This is a genomic window from Streptomyces sp. NPDC004629, assembly GCF_042873595.1.
Lineage (GTDB): Bacteria > Actinomycetota > Actinomycetes > Streptomycetales > Streptomycetaceae > Streptomyces.
The window spans coordinates 182,998-199,986 of the sequence record NZ_JBIALO010000009.1 but is presented as its reverse complement, the minus strand read 5'-3'; the positions used below and the strand labels follow the sequence as shown (position 1 = coordinate 199,986).

Here is a 16,989-nt window from a genome sequence, read left to right as displayed (position 1 = left end):
GACTCGGACCGGATCCGCGTCGTCGGACTCGACGTGACCGATCCCGAGAGCATCACCTCCGCGTTCGAGGCGGCGGGGCCCATCGACGTCCTGGTCAACAACGCCGGCGTGCCGTCGATCGGCGTGATCCACGTCCGGGACTCCAGAAACATCATCATCCTTGGCCCGGGCCCCGGCGCGGGAGTGGCTCGGCACCTTCTACACCGACGCGGCCGGCTACTGGCAGGTCAGCGGCAACATCTACGACAACGTCAGATGGTCGAGCCCCGGCAGCGAGAACAACCCGGCCGGCCCCGACCCCCAGTCCAACACCACCGTCGGCATCCCCTACGCCTACAGCCTCGAACCGGCCGGCTGCGTGCCGGGCGTCGTGAGCGCCACGGCCGGCGCCGACAAGGGACTGAAGGTGTCGGACGGCAGCTGCTCCCCGCAGACTCCGTCGCCGACGCCGACGCCGACGCCGACCGGCTCCACGCCCACGCCCACACCGACCGGCCCGACGCCGACGCAGCCGAGCGGGACCAATCTCAGCCTGGGGGCGGGCTCGGACGGGTCGAGCAAGGCCTCCGGCACGAGTTACGGCAATGTCCTGGACGGCGACCCGAGCACCTACTGGTCGCCCGCCGGCTCGACCGGCTCCCTCTCGGTCAAGTGGGGCTCCGCCACCTCGGTGTCCATGATCAACATGCGCGAGACGGCGGGCAGTGCGGGCAGCATCGGCTCCTGGCGGGTCGTCAACCACGACACCGGAGCCGTCCTCACCTCCGGCAGCGGCGCGGGCGTCATCCGCTTCCCCCAGACCTCACTCCGCAAGATCACCTTCGAGATCACCGGCTCGACGGGCACCCCGCAGGTCGCCGAGTTCGAAACCTAGGCCTGATACGCAACGGCAGGGGCCCCGCCGCCCGGCGGAACCGGACACCCCGATCCCGCCGGACAGCGAGGGCCCCGGACCGCCCGTCAACTCGGGCGCCTTGCCGGCGATTCAACGGGTGTCTTCGGCACCGCCGTCTCACGCACCGCGAGGGTCCGGTTCCGGCTTGGTGACGACCGTGGTCACTCCTTGGCCGCGCAGATCCTCAAGGATGCCCGGGTCGGCGGTGTCGTCCGTGACCAGGGTCCAGCCCTCCGGGAGGGTGGTCCAGGCATGGAAGGGGCGCCGGCCCAGCTTGGCCGCGTGCGCGAGGACGTACACCTGGTCGGCCCGTCGGGCCATCAGCTCCTTGAGCCGGGTCTGGCGCAGATCGGCCTCGCAGATGCCGTGGTGCGGCGAGATGCCGTCCGTGCCGAGGAAGACCCGGTCGAACGTCATGCGTTCCAGGGCCGCTTCGGTGAGCGGTCCGACGAAGCCCTGGCTGAGCGGGCGCAGGGTGCCGCCGAGGCATTCGACGTGGATCGTCTCCACATCGGAGAGCGCCTGAAGCGTGGTCAGCCCGGTCGTGGCGACCGTGATGTCCTTGGCGGTGCGCAGTTCATGGGCGAGCGCCCCGACCGTCGAGCCGGCGTCCAGCAGCAGCGTCTCGCCCGGCCGTACCTGCCCCGCCGCCCAGCGCGCGATGGCCTGCTTGGCCTCGAACGCCTCGCCCGTCCGCTGCCGCAGCGATGCCTCGGGGTGCGCGGAGAGCGCCATCGCACCGCCGTAGGTACGGGCGAGCCGCCCGTCCGTGGTGAGCTTCGCCAGGTCACGGCGGATGGTGGACGCCGTCACGCCGAACAGCTGGGAGAGTTCGTCGACGCTTGCCAGACCGGTGGTGGTGGCGAGCCGGACGATCCGGTCGCGCCGGTCCTTGGAGCCGATCGCAGACATGTGTCCTCTGTCCTGTGGTGTCCAGTGGTGCCTGGAGTTGCCTGTGCTAGGGGCGGTTCGAGGTGCCGCGGGCGCGCACAGCCTGTGGTCAACGGGCGGCCGGAGCGGTCGACATCTCGGCGGCCTGGCGCAGGGCCTCGACCATGCTACCGGCCTCGGCCCGCCCGGTCCCCGCGATGTCGAAGGCGGTGCCGTGGTCGACGGAGGTGCGGATCACCGGCAGTCCGACGGTGAGATTGACGCCCGCCTCGATGCCCAGCACCTTCACCGGGCCGTGCCCCTGGTCGTGGTACATGGCCACGATCAGGTCGTAGTCGCCGCGCGAGGCGAGGAAGAACGCGGTGTCGGCGGGGAGCGGGCCCCGCGCGTCGATGCCGTCGGCGCGCAGCACCTCAAGAGCCGGGACGATCTTGGTTTCCTCTTCGCCGTGGCCGAACAGGCCGTTCTCACCCGCGTGCGGGTTGATGCCGCACACGCCGATGACTGGTGCGGCGACGCCGGCCCGCACCATCGCCTCGTGGCCGCGGCGCACGGTGCGCTCGACGAGTCCGGGCTCGATGCGGTGGACGGCGTCGATCAGCCCGATGTGGGTGGTCACATGGATGACCTTCACCTTGGGCGTGGACAGCATCATCGAAACCTCCTCGACGCCCGTGAAATGGGCGAGGAGTTCGGTGTGACCGGGGTAGAGGTGACCCGCCGCGTGCAGGGCCTCCTTGTTGAGCGGCGCCGTGCAGATGCCCTGCACGTCGCCGCGCAGGGCCAGATCGGCGGCGACGCGTACGTAGTGGTAGGCGGCGTCGCCCGCCACGGCGGACAGTTTGCCCCAGGGCAGGTCGGCCGGGAGCAGGCCGAGGTCGATGACGTTGATGCGGCCGGGCGTGAAGTCGGCCTGCGAGGGGTGCTTGACGGGCACCACCGTGCACTCGACGCCCAGGATGCGGGCCGCCTCGCGCAGTCGTGCGGCGTCGCCGACGACCACGGGGTGGCACACGCGCAGGGTGTCGGGGTGGAGCAGCGCCGGGACGACGACCTCGGGTCCGATGCCTGCTCCGTCGCCCATGGTCACCGCGATGACCGGGAGCGCACGGGTGGCGCCGGTCTGCTCGGCGAGGTGGGCGGCGGCGGGTGCTGCGTTCACGGGATTTCTCCTAGGGGGGTGGATGGCGGGAGCGGTGAAGTGGGTGAAGAGCCGGGGGCGCAGCGCGCGGGCGATGCGCAGCAGGGAGTCGGCCTCGCCGAAGCTGCCGGGCCGGGTGACGACGCGTCGGCCGTCGGGGGTGCGGGAGTGCACGGCGCCGTGCTGGATCTGCCCGACGGGGCACAGGAGGGTGACGCCGAGCGCGTCGAGGACGCGGCGCGCGGTCTCGCCTCCGGTGAGCACGAGATCGCTGTCGCGCGCGACCTCGGCGACCGCCCGAGCGAGCCCGGCGACCAGCCGGCGGCCCGAGCCGGGGGCGACGGGACCGTCGTCGGCGATGCTCACGACGGTGACGGAACCCGGTGCGAGGCCCGCGGGGAGCCACGCCGTGGGGTCGACCGGAGCGAGAGGGGCATCCGCGGGACGCCCCAGATGTGCCACGGGCAGGGCGACATGATGCGCGCCAACGGCCACGAGTTGCGCGATCTGCGCAATCGCTCCGGGCTCGGCGGTGCCGACGACGACCAGCAGCGGCCTGATCCCCGTGGGTCCTGGGCTTGGTGACGGAACGGGAGCCAGGTCCGCCGCGCATCCCGCACGGTCCGGTGGCCGAGCGTCGCCGGCGCGGAGCCCGCGCCCGAGGGCGGCGGCGAGGCCGCCCGCGCCCAACAGCCTCACCTGGGGCCCCAGTTCGAGGGCCGCTTCGGCTATCGCGTCGAGATCCGCGTCCGTTTCCGCGTCGCACACCGGATGCAGGCCGCTCGCGATCAGCTCGCGCAGCCGCCCGGGCAGCGCACCGCGTACCACGGCGAGGGGCACCGGGGCGGTCGGCACGTCCCCGAGCGCGGCGGCGACGGACCGGGGCGCGGCCCGTGACTCCGCCCGCCACGCCTGCGTCGCGTGCAGCGGCACACCGCGCAGGTGGACCACGCCGTTGCGCACGGTGCGCCCGGCGACCGGAAGCGCCGGTGCGATCACCACGCCCACGGCGCCGCCCGCATAGGCGGCGGTCTCGGCGGCGAGGTTGCCCCGCAGCAGCGAGTCGACCTTCTTGAACAGCACGCAGCCGTCGGCCGTCGACACCGCGGTCCGTACGGCCCGCGCCGCCGCGTCCGCCGGCAGGTGCCTGGTGTCGAGGTCGAGCACCGTCGCCTCGCCCGGCGCGGGCGCCGCCGCGGCGCCGGGGCGCAGCAGGATCCGGCCGGTCGGGCGCAGCGCCACCGCGGTCTCGGCGGCGCCGGACAGGTCGTCCGCGAGGGCGAGCACACGACGCGCCGGGCTGGGGCGGCTCAGGACCTGGCCGCCGCGGCTGGTGAGGGACACGGATACCTCCTCGGGCCGGCCCGGACGGGCGGCCTCGGGCACCGATGATGACATGGTGTGCGCGATCTGCGCGAGACCTCTTGCGCGAATTACGCAATCGTGCCACCTTTTCCGGCGCGACACCTGTTCGTCACCACCGGCCCGGTTCCCCGACCGGACCCGGTACGACAGCCGGACCTCCGTGAACCGGTCCGGGCGAGAACAGCCAGAGCCGGTCGCCACCCGGAACGCGAGAAGGTCGACGATGACCCCAACTCCTCACAGCGCACCCTCCGAAAGTCCCCCGCGCGGGCCCCTCAGCCGCCGCACCCTGCTGCGCTTCGGCGCCCTCGGCGGAGCCGCCATCGCCCTCAGCCCGCTGGCCGCCTGCGCGGGCCCCACCGGAGCCCCCGGCCCCGGGACCCTCACCCTCGGCCTGAACCGCTCCCTGGTCAGCCTGGACAACAAGCTCAACCAGTTCGACGCGGCGGTCACCGTGCAACGCGCGGTGCGCCAGGCCCTCACCCGCATCGGCCCGCGCATGCGGCCGCAACTCGTGCTCGCCGACCGCTTCGAGATGACCGAACCGACCGCCTGGACGGTCCGGCTGCGCGACGGCGTCCGGTACTCGGACGGCAGCCCGGTCACCGTCGAGGACGTCGCCACGGCCCTGCGCATGTACGGCCAGGTCACCGGCTCCTTCCTGCTGGGCCTCTTCCCGGAACTGCCCACGGTCGAGCCGACCGGCGAGCGCACCTTCCGGCTGCGCACCCAGCACCCGGTGCCCGTCCTTGACCGGCTGATGGCGAACATCCACATCACCCCGGCCGCCGCCAACCGCCCCGAGGAACTGCAGAGCGGCCTCGGCTCGGGCCCCTACCGGGTGCTGAAGGCGAACAGCGGGGCCGGTGAGTACACCCTGGCCCGCAACACCAGGTACTGGGGGCCGCGCCCGCACGTCGACACCGTCCGCGTGCGGTTCGTGCCCGAGGAGTCCAGCCGCGTCATCGCCCTGCGCAGCGGCGAACTGGACGTCGTCGACACCCTCACCCCCGACTCCGCCGACCAGCTCACCGGCCTGCCCGGCGTCACCGTGGAGCACACCTCGGGCGTACGCATGTGCCAGCTCTTCTACAACTTCCGCAAGCCCAAGGGGCATCCGCTCGCCGACGCCCGGGTACGAAAGGCCCTCACCCATGCGATCGACGGCGAGGCACTGATCCGGGACGTCCTGACCGACTCGGCCGACGAGGCCCGGGGAGTCGTTCCGCTCGCCCTCGACGGCGCGGTGCCCACCGGCGAGTACACCTACGACCCGCGCAAGGCGAAGGCGCTCCTCGCCTCGCTCGGCGCACACGACCTGCGGATCAAAATCATCTGGGAGTCGGGGGAGTTCGCCGCCGACACCTCCGTCATGGAGGCCGTCATCGACATGCTCCAGGCCGTCGGCGTACGCGCCTCACTCCAGCAGTTCGAACCCGGCGGAGACATCCTGAAATGGCGTCAGGGCCGGGCCGGCGACTGGGACGTCATCGGCAACGGCTACGGCAGCCCCACCGGACAGGCCCTCACCGTGCTCCAGGGCATGTACGGCGGCACGGCCGAGAAGGACCGCACCGGCGACGCCTTCATGGGATATGTCGTCCCCCCCATCGAACGCGCCCTGTCGGCCGCCGCGATGGAGGTCGACGCCACCCGGCGCAACGCACAACTGGCCGCCGTACAGCGCGACATCTGGAACACCTGGCCCAGCCTGTGGGCCTTCGCGCCCAAAACCCTGCTCGCCCGCCGCGACCGCGTCCGCGACCTGCGGCTGCTGACCATCAACTCCTACGACCTGTCCGCCGTACGGCTGGAGGGCTGAGCCGTGCCGACCTATCTCGCCCGCCGTATCGGCCAGAGCCTGCTGACCGTCTTCCTCACCCTGACCACCGTCTTCCTGCTGGTCCGCCTCGCCCCCGGTGATCCGGCCTCCGCCTACGCCTCGCCCAACGCGACCAGCGCCGATCTGGACGCCATCCGCGCCAAGTTCGGTCTCGACGAACCCCTGGTCAACCAGTACGGGATCTTCCTGCGCGACCTGTTCACCGGGAACCTCGGCACCAGCTATTCCTTCCACGAGCCCGCCTTCGACGTGGTGATGTCCCGGATGCCGTACACGATCACCCTCGCCGTCTCGGCCATCGCCGTGACCGCGCTGGTCGCGGTGCCGCTGGGCGTCTGGATGGCCCGCCGGGCCGACACCAAACGCGAGCTGGGCGCCAACGTGCTGACCATCGCCGGCCAGTCGATGCCGGACTTCTGGACCGGCGTGATGCTGCTGACCGTGTTCGCCGTGCTGCTGCCGGTGCTGCCCGCCTCCGGGTTCACCTCCTGGAGCGGCCTCGTACTGCCGACCGTCACCGTGGCCGTGCTCCAACTCGCCCTCGTCTCCCGCCTCGTACGCCGCGAGATGACCACCGCGCTCGCCGCCCCGTACACCACGGTGGCCCGCTCCCGCGGCGTCGCCGAACGGGCCCTGGCCTGGCGCTACGGCCTGCGGAACTCCGCCGTGCCGCTGCTCACCGCCCTCGGCACCCGCTTCGCGGCCCTCCTCAACGGCGTCGTCGTGGTCGAGGTCGTCTTCGGCTGGCCAGGCGTCGGCTCCCTCGTCGTACGCGCCCTCGCCACCCGCGACTACCCGCTCATCCAGGCCACCGTCCTGGTCACCGCGACCCTCGCGATCCTCGTCCAACTCCTCGTCGACCTCGCCTACCCGCTGCTCGACCCGCGGGTGCGTCTCGGAAAGGCGGCCTGAACCATGACCACTACGGTCGTCCCCGCCGAGCGGCCCAGCGCCGTCACCGCCCGCGACCTGGCCCGCGCCACCGCGACCCGGCAGCAGCGCAGCGCCCGCGTCAAACTGTGGGCCGGTGCCGTGTGCACGGCACTCGTCGTGCTGCCGGTGGCCCTCGCGGGACTGCTGCCGCTGCCCGGCGCCAATGAGCAGGACCTGTCCCGGCGCAGGCTGCCACCGCTGAGCGAGGGCCACCTCTTCGGCACCGACCAACTCGGCCGCGACCTGCTCTCCCGCATCCTGCACGGCGGCCAGGTGTCGCTGTCCGTCGGTGTGCTCGCCGTCCTGGTCTCCGGAGTCATCGGCATCGTCGCCGGTTCGGCGGCCGGGTTCTTCGGCGGCTGGATCGACGCACTCGTCTCCCGCTTCCTGGAAGCCCAGCTCGCGCTGCCGCTGCTGATGATGCTGCTCCTCGTGGTCGCCCTGTTCGGGCCCTCCGTCACCGTCATCACCTGCGTGATCGCCGTCGCCCAGTGGCCGGAGGTGGCCCGGCTGACCCGCTCACTGGTCCTGGTGGAACGGGAGAAACCGTACGTCGCCGCCGCCCGGGTCCTCGGACTGCGCGGCTGGGCGGTGCTCGTGCGCCATGTCATCCCCAACGTGGTCCGCCCGGCCAGCCTGGTCGTCCTGCTCCTGCTGGCACAGGCCGTGCTGCTGGAGAGCGCGCTGAGCTTCCTCGGCGCCGGACCGCAGCGGCCGTTCGCCACCTGGGGACGGATCATCTCCGACGGCCAGGCCTACATCACCACCTCCTGGTGGCTGGTCACCCTGCCGGGCCTGGTCATCGCCGTGCTGGTGGTCGGGGTCAACCTGCTGGGCGACGGGCTGCGGGACCGCACCCGCCGCCGGAAGGGAGCCTGAACCATGACCGAGCACAGCACACCGCTGCTCGACGTCACCGATCTGCAGGTCGAACTCATCACCGCACGCGGCGTCGTACGCGCCGTCGACGGGGTGAGCTTCACCGTCCACCGGGGCGAGACCGTCACCCTCATCGGGGAGTCCGGCTCCGGCAAGTCCACCACCGCCATGGGTGTCCTGCGACTGCTGCCGGACGGGCTCGCCGTGCTGTCGGGCAGTGTCCGCATCGCCGGGCGGGACGTCCTCGCCGACCCGGGCGCCGCGCACGCGGTACGCGGCCGCACGGTCTCCCTGATCCCGCAGGACCCCATGACCGCGCTCAGCCCGGTGCACACCATCGGCCGTCAACTCGGCGACGCGCTCCGGCTGCGCCACCCCGAACTGTCCCGGACCCAGGCCCGCGACCGGGGCGTGGAACTCCTCGCCCAGGTGCACATCAGCAAGCCGGAGACCCGCTGGCGGGCCTATCCGCACCAGTTCTCCGGCGGCATGCTCCAGCGCATCCTCATCGCCATCGCCCTGGCCGGCGAACCCGAACTCCTGGTCGCCGACGAGCCGACCTCCGCCCTCGACGCCACCGTTCAGGCCAGCATCCTCGACCTGCTCATGGAACTCCAGGAACGCACCGGCATCGGCATGCTGATGATCACCCACGACCTGGGGGTGGCGCGGCTCGTCTCCGACCGCATCCACGTCATGAAGGAAGGACGGTTCGTGGAGTCAGGACCGGCCGAGCAGATCGTCACGCGGCCCGTCGCACCGTACACCCGTGAACTCCTCGCCGCCGTCCCCCGGCTGGGCGCCTGGGACGAGGGCGAGCCCGTCATACAGGGAGCAGCCACATGAGCGACCACCCGCGTCCGGCCGCCGGCCGGACGTCCCGCGGCCCGGGCGGGCCGGCCCCGGCCCCCGGTCACCCGCTGCTGTCCGTCGAGGACCTGGTGGTCGAGTACCCGACCGCGGACGGACCGTTCCGCGCCGTCGACGGGGTGAACCTCCAACTGGCGCGCGGCGGCTGCCTCGCCGTCGTCGGGGAGTCCGGCTGCGGCAAGTCGACCCTGGCACGCGCGCTGGTACGGCTGCTCAAACCCCACTCGGGCCGCATCGTCCTGGACGGCACGGACATCGCGAGCCTGCCCGAGCGGCGGCTGCGTCCGCTGCGCCGCCGGGTGCAGATGGTCTTCCAGGACCCCTACGGCTCCCTCGACCCGCACCTCACGGCCCAGCAGATCGTCGCCGAACCGCTGCGCCTGGCCGGCGTCTTCGACCGGGCCGAACGGGCGCGGCGCGCCGCCGAGCTGATCGACCAGGTCGGACTGCCCTCCTCCGCCCTCGACCGCCGCCCCGCCGACTTCTCCGGCGGCCAGCGACAGCGCATCGGTATCGCCCGCGCGCTCGCCTCCCGTCCCGACGTCCTGGTCTGCGACGAGGCGACCAGCGCCCTCGACGTCTCCGTACAGGCCCAAGTCCTCACCCTGCTGAAGGAGTTGCAGGCCGAGACCGGGACCGCCTATCTCGTCATCGCGCACAACCTGGGCGTCGTCCGCGAGATCAGCACCGACGTGGTCGTGATGCGGGCCGGGCGGGTCGTCGAGACCGGCCGGACCGCCGCCGTCCTCGCCTCGCCCGCCGAGCCCTACACACGTGCCCTGCGCCGCGCCGCCCTCGACCCCTCCGTCATCCAGGGCGTCAAGCCCCGCCGGCTGGTCACCCCCGTGGCCGCCGCCCTGTCCGCCGCCACCTCCGCCACGGAAGGAACTTCTTCGTGACCTCCGGTACCGACCTGCCGAACATCCCCGTACCGCTCTCCCGGCTGGTGCTCGGCACCATGACGTTCGGCGACACCGTCGACCGCGAGGGCGCCGCGGCCATGCTCGACGCGGCGCTGGACGCGGGCCTCACCGGCGTCGACACGGCCAACGGCTACGCGGGCGGCGACAGCGAACGCCTGCTCGGCGAACTGCTGCCGGGCCGCCGCGACCGGATCGTGCTGGCCACCAAGGCCGGCATCCCCCACCCCGACCAGGGCGAGCACGCCCCGCTGTCCGCCGCCGGACTGCGCGCCGCCCTGGAGGGCAGCCTCAAGCGGCTCGGCACCGACCACGTCGACCTCTTCTACCTTCACCAGCCCGACCGCTCGACCCCGCTCGCCGAAACACTCGCCACCGTCGCCGAGTTCGCCGCCGAAGGGAAGATCCGCGCACTGGGCGTCTCCAACTACGCGGCCTGGCAGATCGCCGAACTCGTCCGCACCGCCGATGAGACGGGCGCCCCGCGCCCCGTCGTCGCCCAGCAGCTGCACAACCTCCTCGCACGCCGCATAGAAGAGGAGTACGTGGAGTACGCCGCCGTCAGCGGCCTGCGCACCATGGTCTACAACCCGCTCGGCGGCGGCCTGCTGACGGGCCGTCACCACTTCGGCCAGACCCCCGGGCAGGGCCGGTTCGGCGACTCGCGGCTGGCCGCCATGTACCGGCAGCGGTACTGGGACGAGCGGCTGTTCACCGCCGTCGACCGACTCACCGCCGTCGCCGACGGTGCGGGCATCCCGCTGACCGAACTCGCCCTGCGCTGGCTCCTGGACCGGCCCTCCACGGACGCGCTCCTGCTCGGCGGTTCGCGGACCGCCCACCTGCTCGCCAACATCGCCGCCGCCCAGGCCGGCCCGCTGCCCGCCGACGTGAGCGCGGCCTGCGACGAGGTCGGCGCGCGACTGCGCGGCCCGATGCCCGCCTACAACCGCTGACCACCCACCCCCGACACGTCCCGGATCCCTGACCGGAGCCCGCGACCACGTCCGCGACCACGCCCGTGACCCCGTCCGGAAGGAGCCCCCTTTCATGACCGCCGCTCCCGGTACGCCCGCCGCCTTCGCCGCCGCGCTGCGCGCCCGCGAACAACTCGTCGGCTACTGGTCCGTCCTCGACTCCCCGGTCTCCACCGAACGGATCGCCCGCCTCGGCTACGACTACGTCGCCCTCGACGCCCAGCACGGCCTCATCGAGTACTCGGGTGTCCTCGCCTCCCTCACCGCGATCGACACCAAGGGGTCGACGGCGGTCGGCCTGGTGCGCGTCGAGGCCAACGACCCCTCGCCGATCGGCAAGGCCCTCGACGCAGGCGCGGCCGGAGTGATCGTCCCGCTCATCGACACCGCCCAGGACGCGGCCGACGCGGTCGCGGCCGTACGCTACCCGCCGCTCGGCCGCCGCTCGTACGGTCCGATGCGCGCCGGGCTGCGCATCGGGCCCGACCCGGCCGACGCCCATGAGCAGACCGTGGTCCTCGCGATGATCGAAACCGCCGAAGGACTCGCCAACGTCACCGGCATCTGCGCCACCGACGGCCTCGACGGCGTCTACATCGGCCCCTCCGACCTGCGCATCGCCATCGGCGGCGCCACCTCGACGGACCCGGCGGTGACCGCGGAGTTCGAGGCCGCGCTGGTGACGGTGCGGCAGGCGGCGGCAGCGGCGGGCATCGCGGCGGGCATCCACAACGCGGACGGCGCGAGCGCCGCCAAGCGGCTCGCCGAGGGGTTCACCTTCGCGACCGTCTCCAGCGACCTGGTCCATCTGCAGCAGGCGGCGGCGGCACATCTGGCCGCGGCACGTGCGACGGAGGACAGCCGATGACGACCGGGGCACAGCGGGCGGCGGGGGAGGGGCACGGCGGGGCGCAGCCCGCTACCGATGTGTCCCGGCCCCGCCCGGCGGACCCCGGCGCCGCCGACGGCGTCCTGCGTCCCGCCCCCGGGCGGCCCGGCCGCGCCGAAGCCCATCTGGCCGCGCCCGCCGTGCAGAACCACGCAGCCAACCTCACCGTGCTGCCCGGCGGCGAACTGGGCTGCGTATGGTTCGCGGGCACACTGGAGGGCGTCGCCGACATCTCGGTGTGGTTCTCCCGGCTGGCCCCGGGGGCGGACACCTGGTCCACCCCGGTGCGGCTCTCCGACGACGCCGGACGCTCCGAGCAGAACCCGCTCCTGTTCCCCGCCCCGACCGGTGAGCTGTGGCTGCTGCACACCGCCCAACTCGGCGGCCGGCAGGAAACCGCCGAGGTCCGGCTGCGCGTCAGCGACGACGGCGGCGCGACCTGGGGGCCTCCGCGCACCCTCTTCGAGTCAGGCGTCTTCGTCCGCCAACCCGTCGTCGAACTCCCGGACAGCGGACGGCTGCTGCTGCCCGTCTTCCGCTGCACCACCCCACCGGGAACGCCCTGGACCGGTGACCGTGACACCAGCGCCGTGCTGATCAGCGACGACGGCGGGCGGACCTGGCACGAGCATCCGGTGCCGGGCTCCACCGGCCTCGTCCATATGAACATCCGGCCGCTGCCGGACGGTTCACTGCTCGCCCTCTTCCGCAGCCGGCGCGCCGACGCCGTGCACCGCAGCACGTCGTACGACGGCGGCCGGACCTGGAGCGTGCCCGAGCCGACGGACCTGCCGAACAACAACTCCTCGATCCAGTACGCCGTGCTGGCCGACGGACGGCTGGCCCTCGCGTACAACCACAGCAGCGCGGCGGACGCCACGGAGCGCCGCCGCTCGCTCTACGACGACATCGACGACGCGGAGCCGAGCGGTACCGGCCGAGCGGTACCGGCCGCGGCACCCTCGGGCGACGCCTTCTGGGGCGCGCCCCGTGCCCCGCTCAGCCTCGCCGTCTCCCGCGACGGCGGCCACACCTGGCCGTGGCGCCACGACCTGGAGACCGGCGACGGCCACTGCCTCACCAACAACTCCCGTGACGGCCTCAACCGCGAACTGTCCTACCCGAGCCTGGCCCAGACCCCCGACGGCGCCCTGCACATCGCGTACACCCACCATCGCCGCACCATCAAACACATCCGGCTGAGTCCGGGCTGGACCGCCGAAGCGTTCCCCGTGTGACCACGACACGACGACGGCCTGCGCAACCCCGACGGTGGTCGCACAGGCCGTGGCTACCACCAGGCAGGACAACACCCTGCCTGAAAACGGGCCACATGCGGAGTGGCAGGAAGACGTCACGACGCGCATGCGTGATGTCGATGGCCGAGGCCGTCGGATGATCCGATCCCGGGCTGTCCTTAATTCGACGGTTCCGGTTACATGCCTTCTGCCGGCGCGGAATCGACTACGAACCTCGGTGCCCGCGCCGATCCCGCGACCGGGCCGGAACGGGTTGGGTCACAGCAGGGCGTCCAAGGTGATCGGGAGTTCGCGGATGCGCTTTCCGGTCGCGTGGTACACGGCGTTGGCGATCGCGGGCGCGATGCCGACCAGGCCGACCTCGCCGACGCCCTTGGTGCCGGTCGGGGTGCCGCGGTCGGGCTCGCCGACGAAGACGACGTCCAGTTCCGGGACATCGGCGTTGACCGCGACCAGGTAGTCCCCGAACGTGCCGTTGGCGATGCGCCCGGTGCGCGGGTCGGTGACCGTGTCCTCGAACAGGGCCATGCCGATGCCGCCGACCGTCCCGCCGATGATCTGGCTGCGCGCCGTCTTCTCGTTGAGGATGCGGCCACCGTCGATCACGGAGACCACCCGCGCGACCCGGATGAGACCGAGGTCCGTGTCGACCCGGACCTCCACGAACTTCGCGCCGTACGCGCCGGCGAGGGACATGCCCAGCTCGCCGTCGGCCGGCGGGGCGCTGCTTCCGTTCGCCGTCAGCTCGGACAGCCCGTGCGCTGCGAGGATGTCCACGTAGGACTCCCCGAGGTCCGCCCGCCCCGCGGGATGGATGCGCCCCCCGCTGCACTCCACATCGCTCGGGCGGACGCCCCGCAGGGGCGAGGCGGCGTCGGTCGAGGCGAGTTCGGTGAAGGAGCGCACCAGCCGTCGGCAGGCGTCGTGCACGGCGTTGCCCAGTGCGCCGGTCAGACCGGAACCGCCCGCCATCGGCGAGTTGGGCATGTCGGAGTCGCCCAGGTCGAAGCGGACCCGGTCCAGGGGCAGGCCCAGTTCCTCGGCGGCCAGCTGGGCCATCACGGTGTAGGTACCGGTGCCGATGTCGGTCGCCGCGCTGCGCACCAGTGCGCTGCCGTCGCCGCGGACGGTGGCCTGCGCGGCGCAGGGCTGCGCGAAATAGGGGAAGAGCGCGCCGGCCATGCCGTAGCCGACGAGCCAGTTGCCGTCGCGCATGGAGCGCGGCTCGGGGTTCCGCTCGGCCCAGCCGAAGCGCCGCGCGCCGACCTCGTAACACTCCAGGAGCGCCTTGCCCGACCACGGCAGCCCGTTGCGCGGATCGACGTCGGTATGGTTGCGCAGCCGCAGCTCCAGCGGGTCCGTGCCCAGCAGGCAGGCCAGCTCGTCGAGCGCCGACTCCAGCGCGAAGTTGCCCTGCGCCTCGGCCGGGGCGCGCATCGACGTCGGAACGGCGATGTTGATCCGGGCCTGCCGGTCCCGTGTGATCACATGGGGGCACCGGTAGGCGAAGGCGGTCGCCGCGGCGAAGGGCTCGTAGTCGTTGTCCTCCATGCTCAGGGAGGTGAGGCTGCGGTGGTCGAGGGCGACCAGTTCGCCGTCGCGCCGGGCGCCGATCCTCAGCCGCTGCACCCCGCTGGGCCGGTGCCCGACGGAGGTGAACATCTGCGGCCTGGTCAGGACCAGCTTGACCGGCCGTTTGAGCACCCGGGCCGCCATGGCGGTCAGGATCACATGCGGCCACGCGCGCAGCCCGGCCCCGAAACCCCCGCCCACATAGGGGACCAGGACCCGCACGGAACTCTCGGGGATGCCGAAGGTCATCGCCAGGCTGGCGCGCACCATCGACGGCCACTGGCTGGTGTCGTGCACGGTGAGGGTGTCGCCCTCCCAGGCGGCCAGGGTGGCGAACAGCCCGAGCGGGTTGTTGGTGTTGTCCGCCGTGGTGTAGGTGGCCTGCAGGGTCACGTCGGCGGACTCCAGTGCCGCGCCGGTGTCGCCGCGTGAGGTGTCCATCCCCCACGGGTCGGCGAGCTGTTCGGCCCGCGGGTCCCGGAGGTCCAGCAGCGGCTCGGTGGCCTCGTAGTCGGCCTGTACCAGGCGTGCCGCCGCGCCGGCCTGCTCCGGGGTGTCAGCCACCACGAAGGCGATGTGCTGCCCGTGGTGGAGGATCCGGTCGTCCCGCAGCGGGACGGGCGGCGACGCCCCGAGCACCGTCACCGGTCCCGTCCTCACCCGCGGCGCGTTCTCGTGGGTGAGGACGCCGATCACTCCCGGGGCACGCTCGGCGGCCTCGGTGTGCATGCGGACGATCCGGCCCGCGGCGATGGTGCTCTGCACCAGGGCGCCGTAGGCCTGGCCGGGCACGCTGAAGTCCATCGGGTACGGGGCGGTGCCGGTGACCTTGCGCGGGCCGTCGACCCGGTTGACGCCCGCGCCGACCAGCGGCTTCCTCCTGCTCTCGACGGTGCTCATGCGGTCACTCCCGAAACTGTCTGCAACGCGCGCACCAAGGTGCGTCGGGCGAGCGGCACCTTGAACGCGGTGCCCGGGACGGTCCAGGCGTCGCGCATGGTCGCCTCGGCGGCCTCCCGGAACGTGTCCGTCGTGGCGGACGCGCCGGTCAGCACATGTTCGGCCTCATGGGCCCGCCACGGTTTCGTCCCCACACCCCCGAGGCCGACCCGGGCCGCACCGATCGTGCCGTCCGCCACGACGAGCAGCACCGCGGCCGAGGCGAGGGCGAACTCGTACGATGCGCGGTCGCGGACCTTGAGGTAGCCCGACCGGGCGGACGGTGGCGGCAGCGGGATCTCCACCTCGGTGATCAGCTCGGCGTGCTCCAGGACGTTCTCGCGCTGGGGGCTCTCGTCGGCGGTCAGGTAGAACTCCGTGAGCGGTACGGTGCGGGCGCGTGCGGGCCCCTGGATGTGCACGACCGCGTCGAGGGCCACCAGGGCGACGGCGAGGTCGGACGCGTGCAGTGCGATGCACCGCTCGCTCGCGCCGAGCACCGCGTGCATGCGTGCCGCGCCCCGCACCGCGGCGCAGCCGGAACCCGGCGTGCGTTTGTTGCATTCGGCGACGGTGGGGTCGCGGAAGTAGCGGCAGCGCGTGCGCTGCAGCAGATTGCCCCCGATGGTGGCCATGTTCCGCAGCTGCACCGAGGCGCCCCGCAGCAGGGCCTCGCGCACCAGGGGCAGCCGCGCGGCGACCGTGGTGTCGGCGGCCAGCTCCTCCATGGTGGTCAGGGCCCCCACATGGAGGGCATCGCCGCGGCGTTCGATGCGGTGCAGCGGGAGGCGGGTGATGTCGATCAGCCGCGGCGGCTCCAGGACCCCGTCCTTCATCAGGTCGAGCTGGGTGGTACCGCCCGCCAGGCAGGAGGCCGCCGGGTCGTCCGCGAGCAACCGCACCGCCTCACGGGTGTCGGTGGCCCGGACGTACTCAAACGTCCGCATCGTGACCTCCTCCGGACGCCGCCTCGCGTATCGCCGCCACGATGTTGGGATAGGCGCCGCACCGGCACAGATTGCCGCTCATGAACTCCCGGATCTCCTCGTCGGAGCCGGCCCGGCCCTCGGCCATGAGCGCCACCGCGGACATGATCTGGCCCGGCGTACAGAAGCCGCACTGGAACCCGTCGTGCTCCATGAACGCCCGCTGCACCGGATGTGTCCCCTCGGCGCCGGAGACACCCTCGATGGTGGTGATGGCGCGGCCCTCGGCCTGGGCGGCCAGGGTCAGGCAGGCCAGCACTCGCCTGCCGTCCAGATGGACCGTGCACGCGCCACAGGCGCCCTGGTCACAGCCCTTCTTCGTACCCACCAGGCCCAGCCGGTCACGCAGCGCGTCCAGCAAGGTGACCCGGGTGTCCAGACGCAGGGTGTGCGGGCGGCCGTTCACCGTGAGTGTCACGACCCGCTCGCAGATCACGGGACGCTCGTCCACGTCCCGCCTGCTCGCCATGTCCGTCATCGCGTCCTCCTCCGGACGGGTGAGGGCACAGGACTCAAGCCGCTCCTGGGACGGACCCAGCGAAGGCAATGATGCGCCAATGCGGCATTTTGCCCATGTTCGTCCCACTGTAAGGGAGTTCATCGTGAAGGCACCACGCAAGCAGACGGGAC

The 16,989-nt window shown here is 72.6% G+C and carries 13 protein-coding genes and 1 pseudogene; 9 read left to right on the top strand and 5 right to left on the bottom strand.

Features of this window, described 5'->3' with window-relative positions:
- Positions 1 to 175: 175 nt before the first annotated feature.
- Positions 176 to 874, top strand: a pseudogene (locus ACFYTE_RS16060) (pectate lyase); the annotation flags it as partial.
- Positions 875 to 1,012: 138 nt separating this feature from the next.
- Here the strand turns inward: ACFYTE_RS16060 and ACFYTE_RS16055 are convergent.
- Both ACFYTE_RS16055 and pdxA read right to left on the bottom strand, forming a co-directional pair.
- Positions 1,013 to 1,807: a DeoR/GlpR family DNA-binding transcription regulator gene (locus tag ACFYTE_RS16055; protein ID WP_388709968.1), complete on the bottom strand. Its 795-nt coding sequence runs from the start codon at positions 1,805 to 1,807 to the stop codon at positions 1,013 to 1,015.
- Between the two features lie 88 nt (positions 1,808 to 1,895).
- A complete protein-coding gene (gene pdxA / locus ACFYTE_RS16050; protein WP_388709966.1) occupies positions 1,896 to 4,271 on the bottom strand; it encodes a 4-hydroxythreonine-4-phosphate dehydrogenase PdxA in 2,376 nt (791 codons plus the stop codon).
- Between the two features lie 244 nt (positions 4,272 to 4,515).
- Between pdxA and ACFYTE_RS16045 the strand changes: the two genes are divergently transcribed.
- The 8 genes from ACFYTE_RS16045 (at position 4,516) to ACFYTE_RS16010 (ending at position 12,841) form a co-directional block, all read left to right on the top strand.
- Complete coding sequence (locus tag ACFYTE_RS16045) at positions 4,516 to 6,114, top strand: ABC transporter substrate-binding protein (RefSeq protein WP_388709964.1); 1,599 nt, start codon at positions 4,516 to 4,518, stop codon at positions 6,112 to 6,114.
- A 3-nt stretch (positions 6,115 to 6,117) separates the two neighbouring features.
- The gene (locus ACFYTE_RS16040; RefSeq protein ID WP_388709962.1) at positions 6,118 to 7,047 is read left to right on the top strand and encodes an ABC transporter permease; all 930 of its coding nucleotides are present in this window, start codon (positions 6,118 to 6,120) and stop codon (positions 7,045 to 7,047) included.
- 3 nt (positions 7,048 to 7,050) lie between these two features.
- Complete coding sequence (locus ACFYTE_RS16035) at positions 7,051 to 7,947, top strand: ABC transporter permease (RefSeq protein ID WP_388709960.1); 897 nt, start codon at positions 7,051 to 7,053, stop codon at positions 7,945 to 7,947.
- Between the two features lie 3 nt (positions 7,948 to 7,950).
- Positions 7,951 to 8,793, top strand: a complete 843-nt coding sequence (locus ACFYTE_RS16030) for an ABC transporter ATP-binding protein (protein WP_388709958.1) — start codon at positions 7,951 to 7,953, stop codon at positions 8,791 to 8,793.
- On the top strand, positions 8,790 to 9,716 hold the full coding sequence (locus ACFYTE_RS16025; RefSeq protein ID WP_388709957.1) for an ATP-binding cassette domain-containing protein: 927 nt from the start codon (positions 8,790 to 8,792) through the stop codon (positions 9,714 to 9,716). Before ACFYTE_RS16030 ends, ACFYTE_RS16025 begins: the two co-directional genes overlap by 4 nt.
- Positions 9,713 to 10,693, top strand: coding sequence for an aldo/keto reductase (locus tag ACFYTE_RS16020; RefSeq protein ID WP_388709955.1), 981 nt, complete (start codon positions 9,713 to 9,715; stop codon positions 10,691 to 10,693). The genes ACFYTE_RS16025 and ACFYTE_RS16020 overlap by 4 nt, the downstream gene beginning before the upstream one ends.
- A 94-nt stretch (positions 10,694 to 10,787) precedes the next feature.
- Positions 10,788 to 11,582 (top strand): HpcH/HpaI aldolase/citrate lyase family protein, encoded by a 795-nt coding sequence (locus tag ACFYTE_RS16015; RefSeq protein WP_388709953.1) that lies wholly within the window; start codon positions 10,788 to 10,790, stop codon positions 11,580 to 11,582.
- Positions 11,579 to 12,841 (top strand): exo-alpha-sialidase, encoded by a 1,263-nt coding sequence (locus ACFYTE_RS16010; protein WP_388709951.1) that lies wholly within the window; start codon positions 11,579 to 11,581, stop codon positions 12,839 to 12,841. The genes ACFYTE_RS16015 and ACFYTE_RS16010 overlap by 4 nt, the downstream gene beginning before the upstream one ends.
- Positions 12,842 to 13,120: 279 nt before the next feature.
- Here ACFYTE_RS16010 and ACFYTE_RS16005 read toward each other — a convergent pair whose 3' ends face one another.
- From ACFYTE_RS16005 to ACFYTE_RS15995, 3 genes are read right to left on the bottom strand one after another with little or no spacing between them, the layout of a single operon-like run.
- Entirely contained in the window at positions 13,121 to 15,334 is a 2,214-nt protein-coding gene (locus ACFYTE_RS16005; protein ID WP_388709949.1) for a xanthine dehydrogenase family protein molybdopterin-binding subunit, read from the bottom strand.
- Entirely contained in the window at positions 15,331 to 16,320 is a 990-nt protein-coding gene (locus tag ACFYTE_RS16000) for an FAD binding domain-containing protein (protein WP_388709947.1), read from the bottom strand. Before ACFYTE_RS16000 ends, ACFYTE_RS16005 begins: the two co-directional genes overlap by 4 nt.
- Positions 16,307 to 16,837 carry a (2Fe-2S)-binding protein gene (locus ACFYTE_RS15995; RefSeq protein WP_388709945.1) on the bottom strand — a complete coding sequence of 177 codons (531 nt, stop codon included), beginning with the start codon at positions 16,835 to 16,837 and terminating at the stop codon, positions 16,307 to 16,309. The genes ACFYTE_RS16000 and ACFYTE_RS15995 overlap by 14 nt, the downstream gene beginning before the upstream one ends.
- Between the last annotated feature and the right edge of the window lie 152 nt (positions 16,838 to 16,989).